Below are 24,988 nucleotides of genomic sequence, written 5' to 3'. Positions count from 1 at the left end.
GCGCCATGTCAGATGAGAAGGCCCACTATCCAGGCTTCAACGGACTGGGCCGTACGCCGAACATCTGGGGTGTACCCTACATGGCTATGCTCGTGGTCGTTGTGTCTTCCATGCTGCTCGCGATGTTCGTTGGATTCTTCCTCGGACCGGGGGGGCTTGCCTTTGTCTTTCTGGGAGGCCCCGTACTTCTTTATTTCAAGAAGGTGTGCGAAACCGACGATCAGGGACTGCGCATCATGTGGCTTGAGATGCGCTGTCGCTTTTACTTTCTGATGCAGAAGCTCCGCGCGTCCGTCAGAGCGAGCCGCGCCGCTCCACGCTTTGGTAACACGCTGACACTGGCGCCGCTTCGTTACGGACGCCAGCGAAGGGTCTATCGCCACTTTCTCAGCCCATTGCCCCGCGGCACGCACCGTCTGCGCGAGCTCGATCCGGAAGAGTCATGACACAGAAGCCCGAAATTTCGAGTGAGATACTTGGCGGCCTCGGCGCCGTCGAGGACTGGCTGCCAAGGTTCGGTCATCCGGTCACGAAGCACGTCCAGCATCTTGACGGCAACCGGTTCATGGTGACGCTCGCGATGAGCGGTGTGCCATTTGAGGTGCACGACAATCCGGCGCTCGAACGCATCTTCGACCGTGACACAGAAACCTACAGCAAGCTTGGGCGCGATCTGGGAGGCCGGCTCGGCTACTGCACGACATTCGCACGGCGCAGGGTGAATTTTGACCGCGTCTATCGGTTTAAACAGCGCTTCATGCAGTGGTTCGCGCATGAATACATTGGGCACTTCAACGACGACCGCTTTTACGAAAACCGCTACTACTTCTCGCTAATCCTGAAGTACGAGGATTTCGACGATGGCCTGAAGGAGATCGAATCGCTCGCGAAGCAGGCGGTGCTGCAGTTCGCCGACTACGAGGCAGGGCCGCTTGAGGTGTATCCGCGCACGCACATGAACGGCATGCAGATGCTCTTCTCGAAACAGTACGGCTTTGTCAGCGACCTCATCAATGCGGTATGGACTGACGTGCCGGTCGCGGCGGAGCCAGGTAACGACGTCATCCCGTCAAGCTATCTGCATTTCGGCTACAACACGGTGGCGATTCGTGGGCCCGGGGTTGCGGCTGGTCGGCAGTTTGCAACCTGCCTTGACTTGCGGGGATTTCCAGACAAGCCGGGCTGGGGCCAGTTGAATCCGCTGCTGACGCTGCCAATGGAGTTCACGATAACCCAATCGTTCAACTGCCTCACCGGGTTCGATGCGAACCGGGCGATCGATTCGGCTGTCAACAAGCTGGAGTCCGCTGGCGACAAGGCGGAGCATCAGCGCAAGGAGCTGAGACAGGCCCAGGGATATGTCAACACAGGCGAGCTCAGCTTCGGGGAGTATCACGGCGCGGCAGTCATTTATGGCGAGACGGCGAAGGAGGCGATCACAAACGGCGATCTGTTTGTTTCACGTTCGCGCAATGAATGCGGCGTCGAATGGATGACCGCTACCGGCTCGGCGCCGTTCACGTACTTTTCTCAGGTGCCAGGCGCAAGGGTCAAGCCGCGGCCCAAGGTACAGTCCTCGCGCAATTTCGCTTCGATGAATGCGTGTCACGACTACTCCACAGGCAAGGCGGAGGGCAATCCCGTCGGTGATGGGTCGGCGATCGTTCCGTTTCGCACGAAGGCTAACAACGTCTATAACTTCAATTTTCACGCGACACGTCTGGGTGATGTCAACGTGGCCGAGAGACTAGCCGGTCATACCGAGGTGAAGGGGACGACAGGTACTGGCAAGACAACCCTCGTTGCCTCGGCAATATCCCTGCTCATGCGGTTCGAACCGTTGCTGTTTGTGCTCGACAAGGGACGGGGCTGGGAGCCGACTGTTCGCATGCTGGGCGGGGCGTATGTCTACGTGGAGAAGGGCGCACCTACTGGCTGGGCGCCGTTCCAGTTAGCTGATACCGCAGAAAACCGCGAATTTCTCTACGGCCTCGTTGAATTGTGCTGCCGCAAGAGCGGCCCCGATCATCAAGGCAAACCCGTCAAGCTTGACCTGACTGCAACCGAGAAAGCCCATTGCCGTACCGCCGTCGACGCAGTCATGGATATTGAAGATGTGCGGCTGCGTCGCTTCAGCATTCTTTTGGACAGCATCCCGGACGAGGGCGACGACTGCCTGCGTGCGCGCCTGTCGATCTGGTGCAAGTCGGAGAGCGGCCGGTTCTGGTGGGTGTTCGACAACCCGCCAAACCTTTCGCTGAACCTCACCGAGCAGCGGTGCATCGGCTTTGATGTCGAGGCATTCCTCGTAGAGAACTATGAGCCGTCAGAGGCGGTGTTCGCGTGGCTCTTTCACCTGAAGAATCTCATGCGGAAGAAGGGTGCGCTGATGGCGACCGTTATTGAAGAATACTGGTTGCCCATCCGCTTCCGCACGATCCGGGAGCAGATCGAGGAAACACTCGCGAGCGGTCGCAAGGAAGGCGAATTCATGATTGTGCTCACGCAGCAGCCGGAGCAGGCACAGAAGGCGGCCGACCTGTATCCGGCGCTGCGCAGCCTTATCGCGACGAAGCTGTACCTTGCCGACCCTGCTGCCGAAGAGGCACCGTATTTGCGCGATGGCCAGACAAAGAAGGAATTTCAGGAGTTCAGGAAACTGACGCCGCAATCACGCGGTGTCCTGATCAAGCAGGGCAATCAGTCGGCCTTCGCCAGTTTCGACTTGCGCGGTATGGACGACGCGATCGCCGTGTTTTCAGGCGACCGAGAAAACGCCCTGATTCTCGATGGCGTGCGCGCCGACGTGGGCAATGATCCCGACGTATGGCTGCCCGTCTACCTGTACCGCGTATTCGAACGCAAGCAGCGTACGCGGTTGATCGCGAAGTACGGCGTGGATGAGGCGCTGTGGAGCGATGAACTGACCGTGGCACTGATGCGCAAGCGTGCGGAGCTCGAAGCAGTCTACGGCCATCTCGTGCAGATCATGACCGAAGTGGCAGCGGCCTGACCCTCAAACCGAATGGAGATATCCGTGGAACCTTTGATTGCCGTATCGACCGCATTCCGAGGACTCACGCGCCGCGGCCTTCCGGTCGTCTCTTTTCTTTGCGTTGGGCTGACCGCGCAAGCCCAGGGGGTACCGACCATCTCGCCCGCGGAGCTCGCGCAGCAGATGACGATGGTGCAGAAGCTCGTCCAGCAGATCCAGAATCAGGAGGATCAGATCCGTGCCATCACCGGTAATAGCGGCCTCGGGACGATCGCGAACAACCCGGCACTACGCAGCTATCTACCCGATGAGTGGCAGGACATCTACTCGCAAGTCAGGGCTGGCAGCCTCTCGGGCATTAGTTCATCCATGCAGACCATAGAGCAGCAGGAGGGTATGACCGGGGCGAGCACGCCCGCCCAGCAGCGCTACTACGACACACTCGCCGCCAACAAGGCGATGGACGAACAGGCGTACTCGGCGATCATGGAGCGTTTCAGCAACATCCAGTCGCTCATGCAGCAATCGAATCTGACTCAGGATCCGACCGAGAAGGCCGACCTTCTAAACCGTTTGGCCGCCGAAGAGGCGATGGTGACAAATGACCAGACGCGCCTGCAGCTCACTGCAAACCTGCAGGGCCAAGAACTCAGACTCGCGGAGGAGCAACGTGATCGAGAGTTCGACAACGCTTTCCTGGGGAAAACCAATGGCCAATAAAGCACTTCTCGGAGCAGTTATCTCCCTGCTGGTTGTGATCGCAGGCTATCTCGGATATCTCGCATGGGACCGTTATCAGCACAACTTGGAGGAGGCGCAGCAGCAACAGCAGGATCTTAAGTTCGATGCTTCATTTCTTGGTACGACGCCAGAAAAACTGGCTGCTGAACGCAAGGCGAAAGGTATCAATCCGGCGAGCGACGCTGCCGAAGCGGGCGCGGCAGGACTGAAATAGTTCTACTTGGCCATCCCCTTGATTGAAGCAGGAGGCATCCGTGGCAGCTATCCAGCTTTTCACGTCAATGACGAATTCGTTCGATCAGAACGTGCTGAACACGATCTCGTCCGGTTCGACGCGAATTATTTCGCTGATTTCGCCACTGATGGCCGTGTGCTTCAGTATCTACGTACTCCTCGTATGTTGGGGCTACTGGCAGGGCCGCAATGATGATCCGATCGATGACTTCATGAGGCGGGTGGTGACCTGGACATTCATCCTAACCTGTGGGATGAATATCCAGTTCTACAGCACCTATGTTGTTCCGTTTTTCAATGGGCTGGGAGAGCAGCTTGCAGGCACGTTGACCGATGGCAGCAACCCAGTATCGGGGCTTGATAACCTGCTCAACGCCTATATCAACGCCGCACAGGCCATTTACCTGCAGGCGTCTGGTCTCAAGATCATTGCCGCAATCTGGACGATCGCGCTGATGATCATTCTCGGTGCTCCCTTCATGGCGATTGCGATTGCCTACATCATTCTCGCGAAATTCGCGCTCGGCCTTTTGCTCGCCCTCGGGCCATTGTTCATTTCGGCCGCGCTCTTCCCGCCGGTGCGGCAGTTTTTCTGGAACTGGGTGGGGCAGTGCATGAACTACGTTTTGCTGGTCGCGCTTTTCGCGGCCGCATGTGCACTGCAGGTCAATTTTGCGATGGGTATTGTGCCCCTCGATGGCTCTCCGTCTCTCGCGCAGGTTATTGAGCTCGACGTCATGGGGTTGTCGTTCTGGATCATTTCACTGAATCTGCCTGGCCTCGCCTCGTCTCTCGCCGGCGGGGTCGGAATTTCCACCATGGTGGGCAAGCTCGGGACTGTCGCCAGGCTCGCGACCGAACTCGGAAAGCTTGGTGGTGCTGGCAAGGCGGCGACCGGAGGCAGTCTGCGCGAAGCGGGGTAAGCAATGGCCCGATTCCTTCTACTGATGGCGCGGTGGTGGTTGATCGCCGCCGTGGTAGCAACGATCGGTACGATCGTATCGATCAAGCTGTTCTTTTGAACACCCGAGAGAGAGTGAGGGCCAGGTGAAAGCAAGACATACCTATATCGCGAGAAAGGTGGAGGCGATAGCCGTCGTCCTGGTGGTGGCGATCTTCTCGGGCTGCAGTTCACCCCCGAAGCCGCCGGAGCCCACAGGTCAGTGGGTACCCGTCAACCCGATCACGGCGCAGGTGAGCCGGACACAACAGAAGTGAGGGTGGGATGTCAGCCTTGATCAGGCGGTGGATTGCCGCAGCGATGCCGGCGCGCGGGCGCAAGGCGGAGACTGCATCATTCGTTGCTCCGGCAGAGCACGAGACGCTCGATCTAGCTGGCAACGATGTGGTGGGATGGTACCTGAAACAGGCGCTCACGTTCGAGCGCTCGAAGGTGCAGGCCGCGCAAGAAAAGGCGCGGATTGCCGACCGCAGGTCGGTGCTCTCGGGTGGCGTCGCTCTTGCTGCCGTTTTTGGCATGGGAGCTTTAGGAATACTAAATAGGCCAAATCCACCCGCTGTACTACGAGTGAACGATACGACGGGCACTGTGGATGTCCTGCCGACGACGGCGAACGGCCATGTGACCTTTACGCAAAAGACTGACCGCCATGACCTCCATACCTATGTTGTGCTGCGCGAGAGCTACGACTGGGAAACGATCGAGGACACTCACAAGGCCGTGATGGTGATGAGTGACGATCGCGAGAAACAAATTTACGACACCTTCATGCGGGGAAGTGGCGGTCCCCTCAAGATGCTGAAGGACCAGGCGCGGGTCATTGCCAGTGTCGGCTCGATTACGTTTGTTGGGTCGACCGCGCAGGTCTTCTTTTCCAGGCAACTGATCCCCCTGAACCCGGCGGCACAGCGTCCCGATCCGACGTTCTGGATCGCGACCGTGGCCTTTACTCGTGTGAACGTTCCCGAGAGGACTGACGAACAGGATATCGACCCGGACGGATTTCGCTGCGCGAGCTATGAAGTTTCACGGGACTGGACGCGCGCGCCTGCCGATGCCTCGCCAGGCGGCAGCGCAGCGCCGGCCGCTTCCGCGATGTCGTCGAGCGGAGGTGCCGCATGACGGTGCGCGTGTTTCCCGCCTGTCCCGCTCTGGCGCTCGCGACCGCGCTTGCGGCGGGCACCGCGGCGTTCGCCGTCGAAACACCGCATAGCTGCGGCGGCGATCCGCATGTTCAGTGCGCGACCTATGATCCTAACCAGTCTTATCGCGTCGCGACTGCTGCGGGAACTGCCGTATTCATCCAGTTCGAGCCCGGTGAACATGTGATCGACAATGGCGCCGGAATGGGCGACAGGAGGGCGTGGTCACTCGGCATGAACGATAGCGGTGCGCTACTGAAGCCTCAGGCCCTGCAGCCGCAGACCAACTTCCTCATCGTGACGAACCGTCGTGTCTACGCGATATCGCTGGCCGACGCGACGGCGGTCCAGCCGGCCACATGGATATTGCGCTTCAACTATCCCGATACGCGCGCGAAGGCGAGCGCCGCGCAACTGCGCCGGGAGCAGGAGGTCACAGCGACGCTCGGCGCTGCTTCACACGGGCCGATCCCCGGGACAGCGCCGACGGCGAGTTTGCAGGCGGCGGGTAGTCCGGGCGTGCCGCCATCGGTGCCGGCGGTCTCGACCGCTAATGCGTCGAACATGCAGTACATGATGCGCGGCGATCGGGTGCTTGCGCCGACACTGCTGTGGGACGACGGGCGCTTTACGTATTTCAAGTATTCGACCACGCGCGATCTCCCGACGATCTTTACGAAGCTGCCTGACGACAGTGAGGCGACCGCAAACTACCACATGGAAGGCGATACCGTCGTCGTCCACGAGGTTTCGAAAGCGTTCGTCATTCGGTACGGGCAGTCGGTGCTTGGTATCCGCAATGACGGTTATTCGCCAGACGGGCGCTATGACGCTTCGGGCTCGTCCCTGCCGGGAACGGCGCGGCTCACGCGCCGGCATGAAACGTCTACCCCCACTCCGAATCCGGGCAGCTGAGCTCTGCGCATATACAGATGAAAGAGCGCAACGAAATCGCGAATGGGTCATCTCCCGATGTCGGGCCGCAGCCTTCGCTTGAGCTTCCGGCGCGGCGCAAGACGCGAACCGGCAAGATGCGGATCGCGCTGGTCGCGCTTGCCATGATCGCGCTCGGCGCTTCGGCGCTGACGATCTACCTGCAGCGTGTGTTCCAGCAACATGAGGAATCAAAGGCGGCAGATCTTAGAAAGCCGAAAGATTCGGGCAGTAGCGACACCGGTACAGATATTGAGTCGCAGAAGGACCGCATCAAGCGCGACGAGGCAGCGCAGGCCAAGGCCGCTTCGGACGCAGCTGCCGCAGCGCTCGCCGCATCCGAAGCACGCGCCAGGCTCACACAGCCCTCGGGCGCAGCGTCACAAGCCGGGATGGGGCAAGCGGCTAGCAATCAAGCGCGGCCGCTGACGCCGGCCGAACGGCGTCTGTCGGGTGGTGTGCTTGCGCTTGGGAACGAGCGGGGCGTCGGTGGGACGGGTGACGTTCCCGGCGGCGGATCAATGGATGCGTTCGGGCGCAACGGCCAAGCGAGCACTGAAAATGCTGGTGGTGACAACCAGGGCCTCGCGGGCATGGTGCGCCCGATGGGCCAGTCGGCCTTGCGCGGCGAGGCGGGCGTGAACGGCGCGCCGCGTGCGGAAACCGGAAGCTCTAACAGCGGCGCACTGGAGAGATCTCTGCAGCCGTCGAGGCTGCAACCAATGCAGGCCTCGTTCCGGTCCAACCGTCACTACCTGCTCAGCCGAAACACGATGATCCGCTGTGGGCAGGCGACGGCAATCCGGACCGACCGGCCCGGTCTGATCGGTTGCCCGATAGCTCAGGATGTCTGGTCCGACGACGGCACGACGCTGCTGGTGCGCAAGGGGGCGATTGCCAAGGGTGAAACGCGTGATGCCGTGATGCAGGGGCAGGCCGTAATCGGTGCGATCTGGGACGAGATTGACGACGGCGACGTGCATATCCCGCTCCACTCACCGGCAACCGACACGCTAGGCGCGGCAGGTATCCCCGCCTACGTCGACGAGCACTTCTGGCTACGTTACAAGGGGGCGCTCATGGTGAGCCTGATCGGCGATTTCGGCCAGGCGCTTGCCAACAAGGCGACAGGCGCGGGCCAGACGATCACCTTCACGAACAGTTCGAACGCGACACAGGAAGTGGCGGCCGAAACGTTGCGTTCCACGATCAACATTCCGCCGACCGCGTATTCGAATCAGGGCTCACTGATCAACATTTTTGTGGCCCGGGATATCGATCTGAGAAGTGTGTATGAAAACGTCGACCTGGACGGCAACGAGGTTGGCAATACAGGCCAGCAATGAACAGAGGCCTGGCTCTTGTCGATGAGGATGCGGGTTCAATTTCCGGAAGATTTACCGCTGTGAGGCATCCAGCGCACCGAGTGGATCACGTTGTCGAACGTCGAACAGTTTGATTGTGAGTTAGGGAGGATTGCTGATGATTGACTCTGCGATTATCGACGTGATCGAGAAGGGGACCATCGCCCGGAACTTCCTGAAACAGATGGGCATATCGAACTTCTTCGACGGCTCACTGACCGAAGTGGCGATCAATCGGCCGGGCGAGATCTGGACGGAGGGATCGGACGGCTGGAGGCGGCACTATGCGCCTGCCTGCACGTTCGATGCTTGTTTTAAGCTTGCGAATGCGCTCACCGTGATGAAAGGAGGCAAGTTCTCCATGAATCAGCCTATTCATCCTGTGGTGTTGCCCGATGGTGAGCGTGGACACGTGCTGATGTCGCCCGCCTGTGAGCAGGACACCATCTCGATTACGATCCGCATTCCGTCGAATGTTCGGTATACGGTCTACGAGTACGAGGAGAACGGCTGGTTCAGTGGCTATCGAGATGTGTCGCCGCGGCGTGATAGCGCGCACCACGATCTGCTTCAGCCGTTTGAGCTTGAAATGCTGAGGGCGAGGAGCCAGTGCGACGTCGTACGTATGCTCGAGCTAGCCGTCGCCAACCGGCTGAACATCGCGCTCGCTGGTGGCACCGGCTCCGGTAAGACGACATTGAATAAAGGCCTCTCTGACCTCGTACCGTCGTGTGAGCGAATCGGCACGATTGAAGATACGCCGGAGCTCTCACTGCCAAACCATTCGAATCACGTCCATCTATTTTTCAGCGACACGCTACCCGCGAAGGATCTCGTGCGCTCCACACTGCGTATGAAGTTCGATCGTGTGTTCCTCGCCGAGCTACGAGGCGATGAAGCGTGGGATTACATCACGCTGCTGAACACCGGTACGCCTGGTGGCATTACAACTGTGCATTGCAACGACGCCCGTTCGGCCCACTCGCGCATCGCCACGCTCGTCAAGCAGAGCGCGGTGGGCCAGACACTCGATTGGCGTTTCATTATGGACCAGGTGCGTTCGACGATCGATCTGGTGCTCTTCATGCGCAACAAACGGCTTGCGGAAATCTGGTACGACCCGATCGGCAAATGGCAACTGCTGGGCGGTATCTCGTGAGCTTCGCCGTGGTGAAGGAATCGGCGAACGCTGTTGCAGATTGCGTCGTGTGCAGATGGCGAACGGATGGCGAATTTGCCCTCATGCATCAGACAGGCTGGGCGATAGCACGATACGCCGTTTGCGAGGAATGGCGCTATCTGCTTTGGGAGCCGACGACCCGGTGCGGGTCATCGAACGGGCCTGCGCGCCATGGACGGTTCGATGACGTGCGCGACTGCAATGCAACCGCACCGGCGCCTCGTGCTACATGAAACGGAGTAGGGAAGGAGACGGGGATCGCGATACACGTGAGGCTCCGCATCGACGACGGTTGCATCGTCGTGACCAAGAATTGAGGGAAGCCATGCCTAGATATCTCAGGATCGTTGTCCCCTGCGTCATATTGCTGGTCATCGTGGCCGGTGCGGTGGCCTTGGGCCAGTACATCGGTGGCGTGCTCTTCGCGCGCATACAAAAGCTGCCGCCTGAAACGGCAGGCGTATTCACGCTTCACGATTACTGGCTGGGGTACGGCGATGTGCCCGCGGTTCGGCGTGCGCTGAAGGTCTGCACGCTGCTCTCGGTAGCGATCGGCGGCCTGCCGGTGGCGGTGATCACGATGGCGCTGGTTAAGAGCCGCGGACGCGTCGCCCAGTTTGGCGAAGCCCGCTTCGCTTCGAGGCGCGATATCGAGAAAGCCGGCCTGCTGGATCGGCGGGGTCGCGAGCCATGAGCCAAGTGTACCCCCCGTTTATCGTCGGCAAGTACAAGGGCGAATACCTGAAGTACCACGGCCAGGACTTCCTGATGCTTGCCGCCGGCACGCGCGCCGACAAGGGCGTATCCATGGTCATCCCGAATCTTCTTACGTATCCGCATTCGGTTGTGGTGGAGGATATTAAGGGCGAAAATTTCCTGTACACCTCCGGCTATCGGCGCCAGTGCGGGCAGGAAACGTGGCTGTGGGCACCGTTTGCCGAAGACGGCCGCACGCACGCGTATAACCCATTCACATACATTGAACACCGGTCAGCCTATACGCGTGTAGGTGATGTGATGGCCATCGGCGAACATCTCTATCCGTCGAACGTCGATCCACGGCTGAAATACTGGAACGACAACGCACGCAATCTCTTTATCGGGATCGTGCTGTATCTGCTCGAGACGCCGTCGTTGCTCTGCACGTTTGGTGAGGTGCTGCGGCAGGCCTCTGGAAAGGGGCGCTCGATCCGCGAGCATATTTCTTCGATCGTCAGCACGCGTACGAATGCTGCGGTTGCGCTGCCCGCGCTCAGCTTCGAATGCCTGGACTGTCTGAACCGGTTCCTGTCCCAGTCGAAGGAGGCATTTGGGAACATCGTGTCCACAATGACCGCGCCGCTGAATGTCTTCATCAATCCAATCGTAGACGCAGCAACGTCGCGGTGTGACTTCAATCTCGCAAGTGTGCGCCGGAAGCCCATGTCGATTTACGTGTCGATCAGGCCGAACGAACTCAAGGCCGGCGCGCTGCTCATGAACCTCTTCTACTCACAGTTGATAGATCTGAATACGCGCGAGCAACCCGCCGAGAACCCTGAACTTCAATATCAGTGCGCGCTGATGATGGACGAATTTACGGCCCCCGGAAAAATCGACATCATCGACACCGCCAATGCCTTCATTGCGGGCTACAACCTTCGCCTGATGCTGATTTTCCACAGCATGTCCCAGCTCGAGGACCCGAAGCTGTACGGCAGGCACGGCGCGCAGACGCTCGCTGTGAACTGCAAGATGCGCAATATTTTTGCGCCCCGGACACGAGAGGATTCCGAAGAGTATTCGAAGATGCTGGGAACGTTCACCTATCTCGCGCGTTCGCGCGGGCGCAGCCGAGGTCGCAGTTCGTCCACAAACACGAACGAGACCGAACACGCGCGCCCGCTGATGCTGCCTCAGGAATTGCGTGGCCTGCCCAGACGCAGGCAGATCATCACCATCGAAGGGTGCAATCCGATCTTGTGCGACAAGGCGTACTACTACGAAGACGCCGAGATGGTGGATCGCCTTGTGCAGCAAAGCCCGTATCTGCAGGGCGTCATGGCGGGCCTTCAAAAAGCCAATCGCCGGCGCGAATTCTTTGGATTTGCGCCGAAGTTTCCGGACGAAGCACAGATGAAACACGCGGCCTTCGTGGAACGGGAACTCTGCGCGCCGGTGCCGCAGATCGACGTTGAGCAGTGGTGGCATCGACAGAACGACGTGCGCCGTGCCCAGGCGGCCGAGATGGCGGCGTCGTCCACACTGGTGCGCGAAGTGCGCGAGCACGAAATCGATGTGCTGAAAGCTGTCCACTTTGCCAACCGTACCAGCATTCGCGCTTCGCTTTTCAAGCTGATGCCCTACCTGAGCGAGGTGCTACCTGATGCGACCTCGGGTGACAAGCCCGCGGCCGCGCCTTTCCCCGTATCTGAAGGAGCCAGGCTATGAACGAGATTGAATTCCCGGAGGACCAGCTAGGGTTCCACGAGCGCGACGCCGCCAATTCCGACGACGCGTCGGCTATCCGAGCGCGCCAGACGTTACCGGCAAATGAGCCCGATGTACGTACCGCGTCGAAGGCAACTGAAGCGTCGCTCGACGAAGCAACGCAGAAGCGGATGAAGAAAATACGCGGAACCGACCGGAAGGAGGTTGAAGCTTTGCTCAAGGATAGCCCGCCGGTCAATAACGCTGTCACACCGGCCGCCGGCATTGGGAGGACGCTTGCCGCGAAGGAGACCGACAACGCCATCCAGCCGAAGCCGATCATCGAGAAGACCGGCTACGAGGTCCCGAAGTCGGTTCGCGATCAGTATGTGGCATTCGAGGGCAAGTATCTCGATCGCAAGAGCGAGACCGTGCATTTCGAGGACAAGGGCCGTTCGCTGGCCACGGCGAGCGAAGATCGCGACGTGATCCAGCACATGGTTGCGGTGGCTCAGGCGAAGCACTGGAGCGAGCTCCAACTGAAGGGCAGCGACGAGTTTCGCCGTCAAGCGTGGATCGCCGCCGAACTGGCCGGCGTGCCCTCGCGCGGCTTCCGGCCTAAGGCTCAGGATCGGGCGACACTAGCTGCCGCGCGTGAGGCGATGCGTATTGCTGCCGGCGAACGGTCGACAGCTGGCGAACCGGCACGCACGAATACGATTGAATCAGAGGCCGATGCGAAAAGCCCCGAACAACCCGTTGCGTCGGGCGAAAACAGGGGGGCGCGGAAGGGCGCGCCGCGCACAGCAGGTGAGGCACCTCGCCCAAATAAGGGTAACGGCTTTCCTGGGCCGGAGAGTCCCGCACCCACGCCGGTTCGATCTGGCGCCGGCGCCACCGGCGGCCTAGCACAGGGCGACGCGCGACAGCAGGCACAAGCCACGCTCCAGACCACGACTCCGCCGGGAGTCACGGCGGGTGAGCTACTCGCGCACGGGCCGGCGCCTTTCAATCACGATCCAAAGCACAAGGACAGTTACTACGCGACCGTCCGCACACAGGCAGGAGAGCGCACCGTTTGGGGCCTCGATCTCGAACGGGCGATTGCGGACAGCGGTGTCCAGATCGGGCAGCGCGTCGAGCTTGAAAAAGGTAGCACCCGGCAAGTCACCGCCCTGCAGCGGCAGTTCGACGGTAAGGGGCGGGAAATCGATCCGAAGCCCGTGACGAGCCGGCGCAATGAGTGGCTGGTGTCGTCACCCGACGTGGCAGGCTTGCCGACGCGCGAGCAGCGTCAACAGATGGCGAGTGTGCGCCGGGAAGTCAACGAACAGCGCCGCATTAACGAGGCGCGTGACCGCTTCCTGAATGGCAATTGGCGCTACACGAAGGAGCAACAGGCCACACTCGAAGCGGCGCGCGAGCGCATCAAGGAGCAGGCTGCGCGCGAGGTGCTGGAAGACGAAATCAAAGGATTGCCCGAGCAGCAGAAGGAGCAACTGCGAGGGGAGTTCGAAAGCGCCGTGGCCGAGGCGCGCGCAACTAACCGTCCGCTCGAGGTTCCGATGCCACAGGTCAGTGACGCGACGATCGAGGCGGTGCGCGAGCAGATCGAGCGCGAGCGTGCGACGCAGGAGCCCGGCCAGCAGCACGCGGGGAGCGCCGCTACGGAGAGCGCGTCGGAGCAACCCTCGCTGGAGGCCGGACATGACGCGCCGCCGTTTGAACTTGAACCCTGATCGTTACGTGAAGCCGGACGCTGGCCCCGTGCAGACGACGGCCACTCCTGCCAATTCTTCTCCGGAGCAGCGAAGCATGAAAATAGCAGTGTTAAATCACTCAGGCAACGTCGGCAAGACGACCGTCACGCGTCATGTGCTGGCACCTCGCCTGGAAGGAGCGGTGGTGATTTCTATCGAATCGATCAATTCCGACGGCACCGACACGGCCGCCCTGCGCGGCAGCCAGTTTGACGAGGTGCAGGACCGGCTGATGAGCGTGAGCCGTGCCGTTGTCGACGTCGGCGCGTCGAACGTCGAAGACTTCATTACGCTGATGAACCGCTATGACGGTTCGCACCAGGACTACGACCGCTTCGTCGTGCCAACTGTGGCCGGGGCCAAGCAGCAGGTCGACACCATTTCAACCCTTCAGACGCTCCAGCAAATTGGCGTCCCGCGCGAGAAAATCCGGGTTGTTTTCAACATGGTCGACCCGAAGCAGGATCTCACGAGCGCATTTTCGAGGCTTTTCGAGGCGGTCGGGCGCGACGGCTGGTGTGCCCTTAACCCCAATGCCGTGATCTACGAGAATCCCATCTTCGAAAAGATCAAGGGGATCGGCAAGACCATTGCCGATATCCGGAACGATCCTGCGGACTACCTCGCCATGAACGCCGAGGCAATCGACTCCGGCATGCCCGAGGAGCAACGCGCGCATATCCGGCGCATGGTGGCACTGAAGCGGCTCGCACGCCGGGTCACATCTGAACTCGACGTGGTGTTCGCGGAACTGGTGAGCTGACATGGGCGCAAAGGACGATGCGATCCGCGAGGAGCTGATTGCTGCCGCGCTAGGTGAGGTAACGAATGTGCGCCGCGAGGTGAAGGAGCTCGGCGAGCTGGTCGAGGCGTATCGCAAACAGTTTAAGGACGATGGTGAGCTCCTGATGCTACGGCTCACCGCGCGCCACGAGCAGTTTTTGAAGCAGTTCTCCGAAGCGAGCCTGGACGTGCTGGAGAAGGCCGCCAGTTTCGGCGAGGCACGCGATCAGCTGCTCGCCGAACTGTCGCTGCGCCAATACGACGAAGCGAACGGCCGTAGTCGTGAGCTCCTGCGCGAACTACTCCGGCACGAACGACGTCGTGGCGGTTTCGTCAGTCGCGGGGAGATCGCGAGCTGGGTGCTGGTTGCGGCAATCATCGCAGCGGCGCTGTCTGTGGCACTACCGACCATTCTGGCCGGCCTGCATCTGTTCGGACGATAGGGGGCGACGCAATGAAACGACGATCAGTTGCGGGCGCACTTTGCCGTGCGCTCCTCATATGCGCACTCGCGACGCCGCTGGCGCGCGCGAACGATGACGTGGACGCGTGCGGGGTGGTGCTCTGTCTTGCCGGTGTGATGGGCGGTGGCAGCGGTGGCAAAACGTGCGACGAATACGAAGCGACGTACTTTTCCATCGTGCGATTCCATCACGGGCATTTCGATCCAGGTGGTACGACGAATGCACGCGGCGACTATCTGAACGAGTGCGAGTCGGTCGGAAGCGACTTGAGGGGCTCGGTCAATTCGAGGTATGGCGCCGTCGAAAAAGGACCTTGAATCGCGCGCCGCCTTTTTCATGCCGTGCCGCTTTGCCACGCTTACGTATCACCAGCGATGAGGAGAACCCGCCATGCGCCTGATCGACAGGGATCGTCCCGACCGCATCGAGCGGCCGCTCACCCCGGAAGAAGCCGCCGCGGTGCGCCGCTTCTGTGGAGAGGGACAGCAAGTTCAGCCTGGCGACGTTGGACTCGTGACGGCCGTGCTCGAAGCGATGCACGACGGACGGCGCGTCCGGCAGTGGCTCGAATGCGACTGCTGGCCGGGTTCGCAGAATCAGCCGCGGCTCACCGCCCGTGTGCGCGATGAGGGCGCGCGCCATTTCGTGCGCATGCACCAGTACGGCGGACATCGCTGTGCACTGACCTCGTTCCGGCAGGGTCCGGAGCCGGAAGCCGAACTCGATAGTGCGCTGGCGGTCCCCGGTAAGCATCATCCACTCAGGCCAGTCGGTGATGCGCTCGACTATCTCGACGATCTCCATGAGAGCGTCGCGCCGTCGGGCGGCCCCGGCGAGCCGCCCGTGGGCGGTGGTGAAACTGGCAGGCGTCTGCCGCGCCTTGGGCGCATCATGCATACGCTGCTCGAGGACGCGGGGTTTGCTATCGTCCATGCTGACCTGCTGAAGGATAGGACCCGTTCGTGGGAGCGCCTTGAAAACTGGGCGGGCGCCGAGGCATTGAGTCCGGAGTTGACCCTGGGGCAGGTCCTGTACTACAAACCGTGGATCAGCCCTGCCGAAAAAATGGCTTTCATCGATGGGCTGCCCTGGCCAGGAAAGAAGGTTCGCAGCGCGCTGCTCCTGTTTGTCGCTGATGATGTTCGCGACGGTGCCGCAATCAAGTACACAGCGATGGGCGAACGCCTCGTCCGCCCGATAAAGTTCATCCGTGCCGGCGGCCGCGATCACGCCCTGAAGCGGCCGCCATACTGGGTGCTTGCCGTAGTTGACCGCGACCGGAATGGGTACGCCCGATTTCGCGAGGGGTACGTCCAGCACGCATATTCCGCGGCACATCCGGTTCCGTTGGACAGCCACTACGAGCGTGTGACGCTCGAATCGCTGTTTGCTGTGATGGAGTGGGTCAGGAAGCGTGGTGTCGATGTGACGCTTTGCAAGCCGCTCTTTGACCGGGAGGTGCGCCAGCCTGACGGTTCGAGCCTCTGGTGCCGCCCAGACTTCGAGCTGACGTTCCGCACGCTCGCGGCCGGTCACATGGCAACACGTCTGCATCGCATCGTCGTCGAGACCATGGGCGCAGATGAACCGGAATACCTTGAGCGCAAGTCTCGTACACACGCAATCATGAAACGACGGGGGATTCTCATCGAGCACCATGTCGCAGACGACAGCGGGCAGGCTCAGCGCGACGACGCGTTCTTTCGTCACGTCGGCGCAAAGATTCTGCATCTCGCTGGAGTACGACGGACATCAACGGATCAGGAGGCGCGGCAATGATTCCGCACTCCAAATCGGTCCAGCTTGTACCGCCGCCACGCAGCAGGCAGCAGCGATACCTGCCATGGAGGGGAGCATCGCGAGGGATGGCAGGCGAGCTGGCAATGCCTGCGTCACGAGAGGACGAGGTGCTGTGGTGGGGGACCAGACACCTCGCCCGCGCACGGGCAAGCAATGCTATCCGGTATGACAAGCCAGCGCGGGCGGTGGTTTGGGCCCATCCTGCAGGACGCTAGGCCATGCCGCGGAGGAAAGCTAAGGATGGGGTGGGACTTGGCAAGCCGATCGCATTCAGGCTCCCGGAGGCGGACCGGGAAGTCTGGCTTGCGAAGGTGGCGGCGTCGGGCCTTACGCAATCCGAGTTTTTCCGGCAGGCAGTGCTGACGAATCGTACGCGCGTGATCGCGCGACCTGCGGTCAGTACGGACCGCAAGCGGTTGCTGTACATCTTTAACAAGACCAGCAGGACCCTGAACCAGGTTGCGTATTGGGCCAACTCGGAGCACGTACGGGGCACGCTGTCCGAAGCGACCTACGAGCAGTTGCTCACGCAACTGCAGATGATCTCGCGATATCTGAAAAGCACCCTGGTGAAGGTGGATTAGCCGCAGTGGGATATGCGTAGCAAGGATTGGCACTTTGCCATCCTTGGTGTCATGCAGGCTTGCGTCGTGTCCAACATCGCGAGCAGCGGTTCATAGAACGGGAGCGCTGAACGATGCTGATCCGGGTACGTGGCTATCACGATGGGATCAAGGAATATCTGGAGAAAGGCCAGAAGCAGGACCGGGAGGTGGGGCGCGACGAAATGGACGAACGCGTGATCCTGGCTGGCGACCTTGCACTGACAAACGACATCATCCGGTCGATGGATACTGGAGCGGAGCGCTACCTTCACGTCACGCTGTCGTTCAAGGAGGACGACGTCCCGCGCAACGTGCTCGAGCAAATCGTGAGGGAATTTGAAGCGTTTGCGTTCGCTGCTTACCGGCCTGATGAGTACAACTTCTACGCGGAAGCCCACGTGCCACGGGTCAAGAGCTACGCGAATCGCCGCAGCGGCGAGTTCGTCGAGCGCAAGGTTCACGTGCATGTTGTTATCCCGGAGGTGAACCTGCTGACCGGCCGGAGACTGGAGCCGTTCGGCAAGGTTGACAGGAACCACAGGTTCCTCGAGGCGTTTCAGGAGCACATGAACGCGCAATACGGGCTGGCGAGTCCGAAGGACAACCGTCGCGTACGGTTCACCGACGCGTCGGAGATGATCAGCCGGTACAAGGGTGACATTTTCCGTCCACTGAATCGCGAACTGAAGGCCCGGATCCTTGAGGCGGTGGTCGCGGGCAACGTCACGCGCTACGAGGACTTCCTTACGCTGCTCGCTACCTTCGGTGAGACACGCACACGTAACGCCGGGCGCGACGACGCCTACGAGAACGTCAAGGCACCCGGCGCCGACAAGGGCACCAACCTGAAGGAGTTCGTGTTCTCGCGCGAGTTCATCGAGCTCGATGCAGATGGCAAGTGCGCGGCGCTTGAACAGGATGTTCACGCGGAGTACGTCCAGCCGGGCTCGTCACGCGCCACGCCCCAGGCGTATCTCGATGCCCTCGCGCAGTGGCAGGACATTCGCGCGCGGGAGATGAAGTACCTGAATAGCGGGAGCAGCTTCTACAGGACGTGGCAGGCCGCGTCGCCGACAGAACAGCGGCGCATTCTGGAACACCGCGAGCAGCGGTTCTATGACTCAGCAGGAGGACACGATGGCGGAGAACGACGAAACGACAATGGACGTGGATCCCGGGACCGGCGAGATTCATGGGATGGGCGAGGGCACTGGTGGACAGAGCCGCAAGGACAGCGCGAGCCAAAGTGGCGGCGGCAATGGCAGGAGCACGAAGGCTCGGACCACGAATCCCCAAGGCGCTGGCGACGCGGAGCAGATCACGACTTTGACGCTCGCTTCAATCGACCCGGTGCGCCGACCCAATCCCCACACCGTGTGCGAGGTGTGTCCGGCCGCAGTGTGGATGGCGACGCCGCGCGACGTCAAATGCTTTTGCCGCCTGATGCACTACTGGAGCTGGGAAACCAGCAGGCCGACCGAATTGACGCATTGCGATGGACTGGCGATCGCGAGCGAGCGGGAAGAGAGCAGCTAGCGCCTGGAGCGCGATGGCGCGATGGCGCCGGGCACGATTTCGACGCAGGCATGGATTTTCCGGCACTGCGGGCGGGCGTGCTCTGGTCAGACGCATCGGGCGACCGCGTGCCGGTGCTCGACGCGATCGCTGCCCGGATGTACGCGGCGTGGGATACGGCCGATGACGCAGCGCGGGGCCGCCTTGCCGCGTCTGCCGCTGACAAGTTTATTCGCGCTGGTGGCCCGTTCGGTTCGCGAGAGCCTTTCGGCATGAATCCGGCACTGGGGGGCGGATCGCTACCGGAGGGATTCGGTGCGCGCGAATCGATTCGCAGCCTCGCGGATATCCAGTCGCTCGATGCGATCCGCTCTCTGCCCTTCGCTGAGACACTGCCTGCCAGCGACGTTGCTGACCCGGCATTCAACGCGCGGGCCCGCATCGCCACCGGGCGCGAAGCAGATACCCTGCGTGATCAGCTCGCGCGCGACCACGTGGAATCGCGCGCCGCACGCCGTGCGTGTGATCGCGACGAATTCGCCCAGATCCGCGTCACACTCGATGGGACGCGGTTGCTTGCAGCGCTCGCGCACTCGCATGGCCTGATCGTCGAAAAGTACGGCATCGGAAAGGGCGCGGATGGCGGTGACCGGATCCGGGCCGGCTCGCGAAACCTCAACGTATCGGACTTCCTCACGAAAGAGATGGGCTTGCCATGGGACGAGGCGGCACAACTGCTGCGCGAGATGTACCGTGCGCAGACGGCCCATCGCTCCGAATATGTACCGCGTCGCGCGCCCGAACGCGACCTATGGGGCGAATTCCTGCATTGGCGTGCGGCGTACCGTGACGGACTGCGCCGGGCGTGGGATCAACAGATGCAACACGAAGAAAAGCGGCGGAGCGCGATCAGGGAAGGGTTCGACAAGGTGCGGAGCACATTCGCCGATCGCGCTGACCTTTCCTCCACCGAGCGACGCGAGCAACTGTCGGCCGCCCGCGTGGCGCGTCTTCAGGCCGAGGCGGCGTTGCGCGATCACATCCGCAGGGAACGCGCTGCGCTTAAGGGCGCGGCGCGGCGGCCTATCAGCGAGCATTACCGCGACTTCCTGCAAGAGCGTGCGCAGACCGGGGACGATCGGGCGCTACGCGAGTTGCGACGCATGCAGCAGCTACGCCTCCAGCCGCAGTGCACCGATGGGGACCGTACCATGGCGCTCGCACCCGCCTCGTGTGGGCCAGAGATGCCGCAGCAACAAAACGAGATTTTCTGGCGCGGTCCTTCGATCACATATGAGGTGCGGGCTAGCGGAGAGGTTGATTACCTTAAGGACGGGGCGGTGCTTCTCGTCGATGAAGGCCGCACATTGCGGCTGTGGAACAGCGAGCGCGACGCCATCGAGATCGCACTGCGATTTGCCCAGCAAAAGTTCGGTGCCACGCTGTCGCTGTCGGGCCCGGAAGACTTTCAGGCGGCCGCGGCGCATGTGGCCGCAGACCTGCGCATGCATATCGCGTTCGAGCAACCCGAGACCGAGCACCTGCGCATGATTCGGTTGGCCGAGCTTGATGCGGAAGCGGAGGAGCGGCGCGTGCTGCAGCGCGAGCGTGACGTGCAGGAGAGCAACCAGCTGCGCGACGCCGTGCGCAGTGTGCCACCCGCACACGATCAAGATGTAACGCCACCCACCGAACCGGACGCCCCCGACGACCTCCCAGGGACTCAGAGATAGCGCGGTAATCTGGAGGGCGGAATGAATTGGACACTATGCGGGCCGAATGTCAAACCGCTACCCACCATCGTACGCTGTGTCAGTCCAGTCTGAACTTCATGCCAAGGGCTCTCTTCCGTTGCGCGCTGCCGGCGCTCCGCCGTATTGGCGCAGCGCAGCCATCTCAATATCGTGAGCGTTTGACTCTTCGCACAGGCTGCGCCAGCTCGAGTAGGGACTTTCGTTGGCGCGTAGCACATCGAGAGTGAACTCTTCACAACGGAGAGAGTGAGAACTTCGCTAATTTCTTATACGTCAACTTTGCATCGTAAGATACATCATGGCGTATCTCGCAACTAACCGTCCGACCGGCAGCTTGCAGCAGACATTCAGCTGAACCGCCGCGGACCGCGCGGCAATCAGTACGTCTCGAATCTTGAAGTTAGCGTCACAACTACTTCGATTCGAATACCTAAGCAATTGCGAGGGTATGGCGACTGCCAGAGGATGGAAAGACTCACGGGCACGATTTACATCACTGACCTACTACGGGCGAGATAAGATAAGAAGGCAATTATCTCAATGGCAGAGTTTCACGTCGATTTCCGAAGAAAACTCTATCCGCACGCACAAAAGCAGCGAATGTGTTGCTGGCTCGTCGAGCGCGGGCGAGGCGAACGTCGCCGCATCGAGCGGTGGCTATGGTCAAGGTCGAGGGACGCGCGCAGGCCGCTCTCAAGGAGGATAGGCGCATCGCTTCCCCCAGTGTTGGAGGAAGCGAAGGCTTGAGATCACTCCGCTACGGGCATCGAGAACTCGGCACCCTTTTCGGTGCTTTCCGGCCAGCGCTGCATGATCGACTTCTGCTTCGTATAGAAGCGCACGCCTTCTTCGCCATAAGCGTGCATGTCGCCAAAGAGGCTGCGCTTCCAGCCGCCAAAGCCGTGCCATGCCATTGGCACCGGAATCGGCACGTTGATGCCCACCATCCCCACTTCGATCTGGCGGCCGAATTCACGTGCCACGTGGCCGTCTCGCGTGTAACAGGCCACGCCGTTGCCGAACTCGTGGTCGTTGATCAACTGCACAGCCTCGGCGAAGTCCTTCACGCGGACGCAGGCGAGCACCGGCCCGAAGATCTCTTCCTTGTAGATCCGCATCTCGGGCGTGACATTGTCGAACAGCGTGCCGCCCGTAAAGAAGCCATTCTCATGGCCGGGCACCTTCAGGCCGCGCCCGTCGGCCACGAGCTTCGCGCCTTCCTCCACGCCGGTCGCGATATAGCCTTCGATGCGCTCGAGCGCCTGCTTCGTTACGATCGGGCCCATTTCCGCGTCGGCTTCCATGCCGTTCTTGATGACTAGGCTCTTCGCGCGTTCAGCCAGGCGCGGCACAATCTTGTCAGCCACGTCGCCCACCAGCACAGCCACCGAGATCGCCATGCAGCGCTCGCCCGCTGAGCCGTAGCCTGCTCCGATGAGCGCATCAACGGTCTTGTCGAGGTCCGCATCGGGCATCACGACCATGTGGTTCTTCGCGCCGCCGAGCGCTTGCACGCGCTTGCCGTGCTTTGCACCAGTCCCGTAGATGTAGTTCGCGATCGGCGTGGAGCCCACGAAGCTGACTGCCTTCACGTCGCGGTGTGCGAGGAGGGCGTCAACCACCACCTTGTCGCCCTGTACGACGTTGAACACGCCGTCGGGCAGGCCGGCTTCCTTGAGCAAGCGCGCCATGAAGAGCGAAGCCGAAGGATCGCGTTCGCTAGGCTTGAGGATGAACGTGCAGCCCGCGGCGAGCGCCACCGGGAACATCCAGCAGGGCACCATGCAGGGGAAGTTGAACGGCGTGATGCCGGCCACCACGCCCAGCGGCTGGCGCACGGTCCAGTTATCCATGCCCGTGGAAACCTGTTCGGTGTAGTCGCCCTTGAGTAGTTGCGGAATGCCGCAGGCATATTCGATCACATCGATACCACGCGCCACTTCGCCCCGCGCGTCGGACAACACCTTGCCATGCTCGGCCGTGATGATCGCCGCAAGTTCGTCAGCGTGACGATTCATCAGCCCGAGAAAACGCAGCATGACGCGCGCGCGGCGAATCGGCGGCGTGTCGCGCCACTTCGGGAACGCGGCTTTCGCGCTCGCCACGGCCGCGTCGACATCGGCACCTTCGCCCAGCACGAGGCGGCGTGCGGCGGCGCCGGTCGCGGGGTTGAAGACCGCTTGCGTGCGCTCGCCGGCGCCACGGGCGGTCTTGCCGCCAATGAAGTGAGCCACGTCTGCGGTATCAATAAAAGGTTGCATTTCGTCTCCTCGGCAATGGTTGATGATCACCAGTGTACGAAGCCTGGAAATACATGAAAAGAGACCGCGACTGAAATGATTGTTTACGTATACGAACAATCATCGGTCGAGCACGTAAAAAATAGAAAGGGCAACGAACGTGCCATGATCGGCGATTAACTCGCGTAAGCAGGTCTCAGGCGTATCCGCGCGACGACTGAACGGATGGGATGGACGAGTGGTAGGTGCCGTCGAGCACGTCTTCGGTACGCTCAAGCACTGGATGGGTCCTGCACACTTCCTGACCCGAACGCTCGCACGATGGGCGCGGTAAGAACCCTGAAGGCCGTGAAGTTGGCTGGGAGCTAAAGCCCCGAGGGGTGTTGTTGTGCTCGTGACATTCGACTCTTCAAACTCACCGTAAAAAAGTTTGACCGGTCCGGTCATGAATTGTTCACGCGGTAGAAAAATACGTTTCGACACGCCCTGGACCCACTTCGGCCGTTGAAACTAGCTGGACATGAACGCTGGTTTCAGAGGTCCAGCGTTCATCCACGCGTGCGTGCTGTCCGTCAAGTCATCGGCCCAAACTGCCGCCGCTCGTCGCAGCAAGACGAGATCGTTCGGCGGAGCCTTCGAAAGCCTTCGCGACCCAGCGAGGCGCCCCATGCTGCCTCGCGCGTCACGTCTTTTTGTTGTGCTTGGACTGCCACTGCGTCATAAAGGCAATCTCCTCCTTTTGTGCCTTGATGATTTTTTTCGCCAGCGCCTTCATTTGGGGATCTTTGCCGTACTTGAGCTCGACTTCGGCTTGATCCACCGCTCCCTGATGATGCGGGATCATGTGCGCCACAAAGTCCGCGTCTGTATCTCCGGTGTATCCGGGTGCGCTCATGTTTTTCATCATCTTTGCCGCGTTGTTCTCAAAGGCCGACGTCGGCGCAGACAGCGGCCCACCGGTTTCCGCAGGCGTATCCATTTTTCCAGCAGACATGTTCATCTGCCCATTTGCCATGGCAGTGGCTTGCTGCGCGCTCGCGTTGAGTGCGATGCCACACAACACGATTCCGACGTTGATCGAGAGGACGGTGAGTAAATGGTTGACTTTCATCTGAATGTGCCCAATAGGTGGATAACTGGATCGTTAGCGGGCGACTGCGCTCCTAATCAGGCCCCGCGTATTGATCATCACCCTTCCTATCGTTGGAAGGTCAAGCGTCCAGGGACCAGCGCACACTTTTGCAGAAACCGAGACTTGTAATTGCGCGAAGGGCTGCTTTGCCTGACAACTTATCGGATCGAATCCGTACCTGAATGGCCGGTATTTAGGCGCTCGAGACGTTCGAATGGCAAAGTCGACGCGCCGGCCAGCGTCCGAAAGTGGCCGACCAGCGCCCCGCGACCGGGCTCGGTGATCGCCTAGGGCGCGGCTCTCATGCAAAAGCATGAGCGGAAGTCTGTATTCGAGACTCAGTGCCGCAGAGCGGTCTGTCGAGTTACCACGTGACGTGGAGGCTTCGTTCCTGTGTGCGTGCCCCGACTCACTGCGACTAGGTGCAAGAGGCTTCAGTCTCAACCTCTCGTGACGAACCCGGCCATCGGCGAGCCCGCATCGAGGATGAAGCCTTCGCAAACGGGCCAGTTAACGAACGATGTCGGCCGCATAGAACTAACGAACTCAACCAGCAGCTAGAGGAGGGAGCAAGGTTGCGCGTGAGTGAGCCGAAACATCACTTCCCATTGGAAGACAGTATGGAGCACTCGATACTCGTCGCCGGCGGAATTGGCATCAGGCCAATTATCAGTATGGCTGATAAGCTCGCTGATTCCGGTCGTTCCTTCGAACTCCATTACTGCGTAAGAACTTGCAATAAAGCTGCCTTCCTGGAAGAACTCACAAGGGAGAGATTCTGTTCGGCAGTGAGATTGCACGTTGACGACGAACCGGATCAAAAGTTCGATGCAGAGTCGATTTCCAAACATGCTCCGGGGCGTAACAGACGTGCGCCGCCCATCTGCCAGATGCCGACTTTGTGGTTGACCGCCCCGGCGGGCCGCCAAACGCGTGGCTTTAATTGTTCGTACGGTCTGGTGCGCATCGTGGGGGC

General features: G+C 60.8%; 20 protein-coding genes and 1 pseudogene. 19 read left to right on the top strand and 2 right to left on the bottom strand.

The features are described from left to right. Window positions 1-5: 5 nt before the first annotated feature. From U5A57_RS38380 to U5A57_RS38295, 18 genes are all read left to right on the top strand, one after another. Window positions 6-446 (top strand): VirB3 family type IV secretion system protein, encoded by a 441-nt coding sequence (locus U5A57_RS38380; RefSeq protein WP_321917272.1) that lies wholly within the window; start codon window positions 6-8, stop codon window positions 444-446. Next, the gene (locus U5A57_RS38375) at window positions 443-3,013 is read left to right on the top strand and encodes a transporter (protein ID WP_321917270.1); all 2,571 of its coding nucleotides are present in this window, start codon (window positions 443-445) and stop codon (window positions 3,011-3,013) included. The genes U5A57_RS38380 and U5A57_RS38375 overlap by 4 nt, the downstream gene beginning before the upstream one ends. A gap of 24 nt (window positions 3,014-3,037) precedes the next feature. Further along, entirely contained in the window at window positions 3,038-3,715 is a 678-nt protein-coding gene (locus tag U5A57_RS38370; protein WP_321917268.1) for a type IV secretion system protein, read from the top strand. Continuing rightward, window positions 3,705-3,950, top strand: a complete 246-nt coding sequence (locus U5A57_RS38365) for a hypothetical protein (RefSeq protein WP_321917267.1) — start codon at window positions 3,705-3,707, stop codon at window positions 3,948-3,950. The genes U5A57_RS38370 and U5A57_RS38365 overlap by 11 nt, the downstream gene beginning before the upstream one ends. Window positions 3,951-4,017: 67 nt before the next feature. After that, a complete protein-coding gene (locus tag U5A57_RS38360) occupies window positions 4,018-4,893 on the top strand; it encodes a type IV secretion system protein (protein WP_321917307.1) in 876 nt (291 codons plus the stop codon). 302 nt (window positions 4,894-5,195) lie between these two features. Beyond that, window positions 5,196-6,053 (top strand): type IV secretion system protein, encoded by an 858-nt coding sequence (locus tag U5A57_RS38355; RefSeq protein ID WP_321917265.1) that lies wholly within the window; start codon window positions 5,196-5,198, stop codon window positions 6,051-6,053. Continuing rightward, window positions 6,050-6,988, top strand: coding sequence for a TrbG/VirB9 family P-type conjugative transfer protein (locus U5A57_RS38350; RefSeq protein WP_321917264.1), 939 nt, complete (start codon window positions 6,050-6,052; stop codon window positions 6,986-6,988). The genes U5A57_RS38355 and U5A57_RS38350 overlap by 4 nt, the downstream gene beginning before the upstream one ends. 17 nt (window positions 6,989-7,005) lie before the next feature. After that, entirely contained in the window at window positions 7,006-8,352 is a 1,347-nt protein-coding gene (locus U5A57_RS38345; RefSeq protein ID WP_321917262.1) for a TrbI/VirB10 family protein, read from the top strand. Window positions 8,353-8,488: 136 nt separating this feature from the next. Next, the gene (virB11, locus tag U5A57_RS38340) at window positions 8,489-9,529 is read left to right on the top strand and encodes a P-type DNA transfer ATPase VirB11 (RefSeq protein WP_408602519.1); all 1,041 of its coding nucleotides are present in this window, start codon (window positions 8,489-8,491) and stop codon (window positions 9,527-9,529) included. A 346-nt stretch (window positions 9,530-9,875) separates the two neighbouring features. Next, window positions 9,876-10,244: a hypothetical protein gene (locus U5A57_RS38335; RefSeq protein WP_321917261.1), complete on the top strand. Its 369-nt coding sequence runs from the start codon at window positions 9,876-9,878 to the stop codon at window positions 10,242-10,244. After that, complete coding sequence (locus U5A57_RS38330) at window positions 10,241-11,980, top strand: type IV secretory system conjugative DNA transfer family protein (RefSeq protein ID WP_321917259.1); 1,740 nt, start codon at window positions 10,241-10,243, stop codon at window positions 11,978-11,980. Before U5A57_RS38335 ends, U5A57_RS38330 begins: the two co-directional genes overlap by 4 nt. Then, window positions 11,977-13,698, top strand: coding sequence for an LPD7 domain-containing protein (locus U5A57_RS38325; protein ID WP_321917257.1), 1,722 nt, complete (start codon window positions 11,977-11,979; stop codon window positions 13,696-13,698). The genes U5A57_RS38330 and U5A57_RS38325 overlap by 4 nt, the downstream gene beginning before the upstream one ends. Next, a complete protein-coding gene (stbB, locus tag U5A57_RS38320) occupies window positions 13,667-14,482 on the top strand; it encodes a StbB family protein (protein ID WP_321917255.1) in 816 nt (271 codons plus the stop codon). The genes U5A57_RS38325 and stbB overlap by 32 nt, the downstream gene beginning before the upstream one ends. Window position 14,483: 1 nt before the next feature. Then, the gene (locus U5A57_RS38315) at window positions 14,484-14,945 is read left to right on the top strand and encodes a hypothetical protein (RefSeq protein WP_321917253.1); all 462 of its coding nucleotides are present in this window, start codon (window positions 14,484-14,486) and stop codon (window positions 14,943-14,945) included. Window positions 14,946-14,956: 11 nt separating this feature from the next. After that, window positions 14,957-15,283: a killer protein gene (locus U5A57_RS38310; RefSeq protein ID WP_321917251.1), complete on the top strand. Its 327-nt coding sequence runs from the start codon at window positions 14,957-14,959 to the stop codon at window positions 15,281-15,283. Between the two features lie 73 nt (window positions 15,284-15,356). Then, window positions 15,357-16,745: a hypothetical protein gene (locus U5A57_RS38305; protein WP_321917250.1), complete on the top strand. Its 1,389-nt coding sequence runs from the start codon at window positions 15,357-15,359 to the stop codon at window positions 16,743-16,745. Between the two features lie 239 nt (window positions 16,746-16,984). Beyond that, window positions 16,985-17,350, top strand: a complete 366-nt coding sequence (locus tag U5A57_RS38300) for a plasmid mobilization protein (protein WP_321917248.1) — start codon at window positions 16,985-16,987, stop codon at window positions 17,348-17,350. 113 nt (window positions 17,351-17,463) lie between these two features. Next, the gene (locus U5A57_RS38295; RefSeq protein ID WP_321917246.1) at window positions 17,464-20,619 is read left to right on the top strand and encodes an LPD7 domain-containing protein; all 3,156 of its coding nucleotides are present in this window, start codon (window positions 17,464-17,466) and stop codon (window positions 20,617-20,619) included. 770 nt (window positions 20,620-21,389) lie between these two features. On the opposite strand, the gene U5A57_RS38290 is transcribed toward U5A57_RS38295, so the two are convergent. Together U5A57_RS38290 and U5A57_RS38285 are read right to left on the bottom strand one after the other, a co-directional pair. Continuing rightward, window positions 21,390-22,901 (bottom strand): CoA-acylating methylmalonate-semialdehyde dehydrogenase, encoded by a 1,512-nt coding sequence (locus tag U5A57_RS38290; RefSeq protein ID WP_321917244.1) that lies wholly within the window; start codon window positions 22,899-22,901, stop codon window positions 21,390-21,392. 661 nt (window positions 22,902-23,562) lie between these two features. Continuing rightward, complete coding sequence (locus tag U5A57_RS38285) at window positions 23,563-23,991, bottom strand: DUF305 domain-containing protein (protein WP_321917242.1); 429 nt, start codon at window positions 23,989-23,991, stop codon at window positions 23,563-23,565. 602 nt (window positions 23,992-24,593) lie between these two features. On the opposite strand from U5A57_RS38285, the pseudogene U5A57_RS38280 reads away from it, so the two are divergent. Beyond that, window positions 24,594-24,988 (top strand): annotated as a pseudogene (locus U5A57_RS38280) (hypothetical protein); the annotation flags it as partial.

Origin of the sequence: Paraburkholderia sp. J11-2 (assembly GCF_905220185.1) — a bacterium.
GTDB lineage: Bacteria > Pseudomonadota > Gammaproteobacteria > Burkholderiales > Burkholderiaceae > Paraburkholderia.
Note: the sequence above shows the minus strand (reverse complement) of the source record. Positions and strands in the feature narration are given on the sequence as shown.

What these genes read in the sequence shown, in the direction of transcription:
- U5A57_RS38380 (WP_321917272.1), top strand. Translation starts at nt 6, where the DNA reads ATGTCAGATGAGAAGGCCCACTATCCAGGCTTCAACGGACTGGGCCGT.
- U5A57_RS38375 (WP_321917270.1), top strand. Translation starts at nt 443, where the DNA reads ATGACACAGAAGCCCGAAATTTCGAGTGAGATACTTGGCGGCCTCGGC.
- U5A57_RS38365 (WP_321917267.1), top strand. Translation starts at nt 3,705, where the DNA reads ATGGCCAATAAAGCACTTCTCGGAGCAGTTATCTCCCTGCTGGTTGTG.
- U5A57_RS38360 (WP_321917307.1), top strand. Translation starts at nt 4,018, where the DNA reads ATGACGAATTCGTTCGATCAGAACGTGCTGAACACGATCTCGTCCGGT.
- U5A57_RS38355 (WP_321917265.1), top strand. Translation starts at nt 5,196, where the DNA reads ATGTCAGCCTTGATCAGGCGGTGGATTGCCGCAGCGATGCCGGCGCGC.
- U5A57_RS38350 (WP_321917264.1), top strand. Translation starts at nt 6,050, where the DNA reads ATGACGGTGCGCGTGTTTCCCGCCTGTCCCGCTCTGGCGCTCGCGACC.
- U5A57_RS38345 (WP_321917262.1), top strand. Translation starts at nt 7,006, where the DNA reads ATGAAAGAGCGCAACGAAATCGCGAATGGGTCATCTCCCGATGTCGGG.
- virB11 (WP_408602519.1), top strand. Translation starts at nt 8,489, where the DNA reads ATGATTGACTCTGCGATTATCGACGTGATCGAGAAGGGGACCATCGCC.
- U5A57_RS38335 (WP_321917261.1), top strand. Translation starts at nt 9,876, where the DNA reads ATGCCTAGATATCTCAGGATCGTTGTCCCCTGCGTCATATTGCTGGTC.
- U5A57_RS38330 (WP_321917259.1), top strand. Translation starts at nt 10,241, where the DNA reads ATGAGCCAAGTGTACCCCCCGTTTATCGTCGGCAAGTACAAGGGCGAA.
- U5A57_RS38325 (WP_321917257.1), top strand. Translation starts at nt 11,977, where the DNA reads ATGAACGAGATTGAATTCCCGGAGGACCAGCTAGGGTTCCACGAGCGC.
- stbB (WP_321917255.1), top strand. Translation starts at nt 13,667, where the DNA reads ATGACGCGCCGCCGTTTGAACTTGAACCCTGATCGTTACGTGAAGCCG.
- U5A57_RS38315 (WP_321917253.1), top strand. Translation starts at nt 14,484, where the DNA reads ATGGGCGCAAAGGACGATGCGATCCGCGAGGAGCTGATTGCTGCCGCG.
- U5A57_RS38310 (WP_321917251.1), top strand. Translation starts at nt 14,957, where the DNA reads ATGAAACGACGATCAGTTGCGGGCGCACTTTGCCGTGCGCTCCTCATA.
- U5A57_RS38305 (WP_321917250.1), top strand. Translation starts at nt 15,357, where the DNA reads ATGCGCCTGATCGACAGGGATCGTCCCGACCGCATCGAGCGGCCGCTC.
- U5A57_RS38300 (WP_321917248.1), top strand. Translation starts at nt 16,985, where the DNA reads ATGCCGCGGAGGAAAGCTAAGGATGGGGTGGGACTTGGCAAGCCGATC.
- U5A57_RS38295 (WP_321917246.1), top strand. Translation starts at nt 17,464, where the DNA reads ATGCTGATCCGGGTACGTGGCTATCACGATGGGATCAAGGAATATCTG.
- U5A57_RS38290 (WP_321917244.1), bottom strand. Translation starts at nt 22,901, where the DNA reads ATGCAACCTTTTATTGATACCGCAGACGTGGCTCACTTCATTGGCGGC.
- U5A57_RS38285 (WP_321917242.1), bottom strand. Translation starts at nt 23,991, where the DNA reads ATGAAAGTCAACCATTTACTCACCGTCCTCTCGATCAACGTCGGAATC.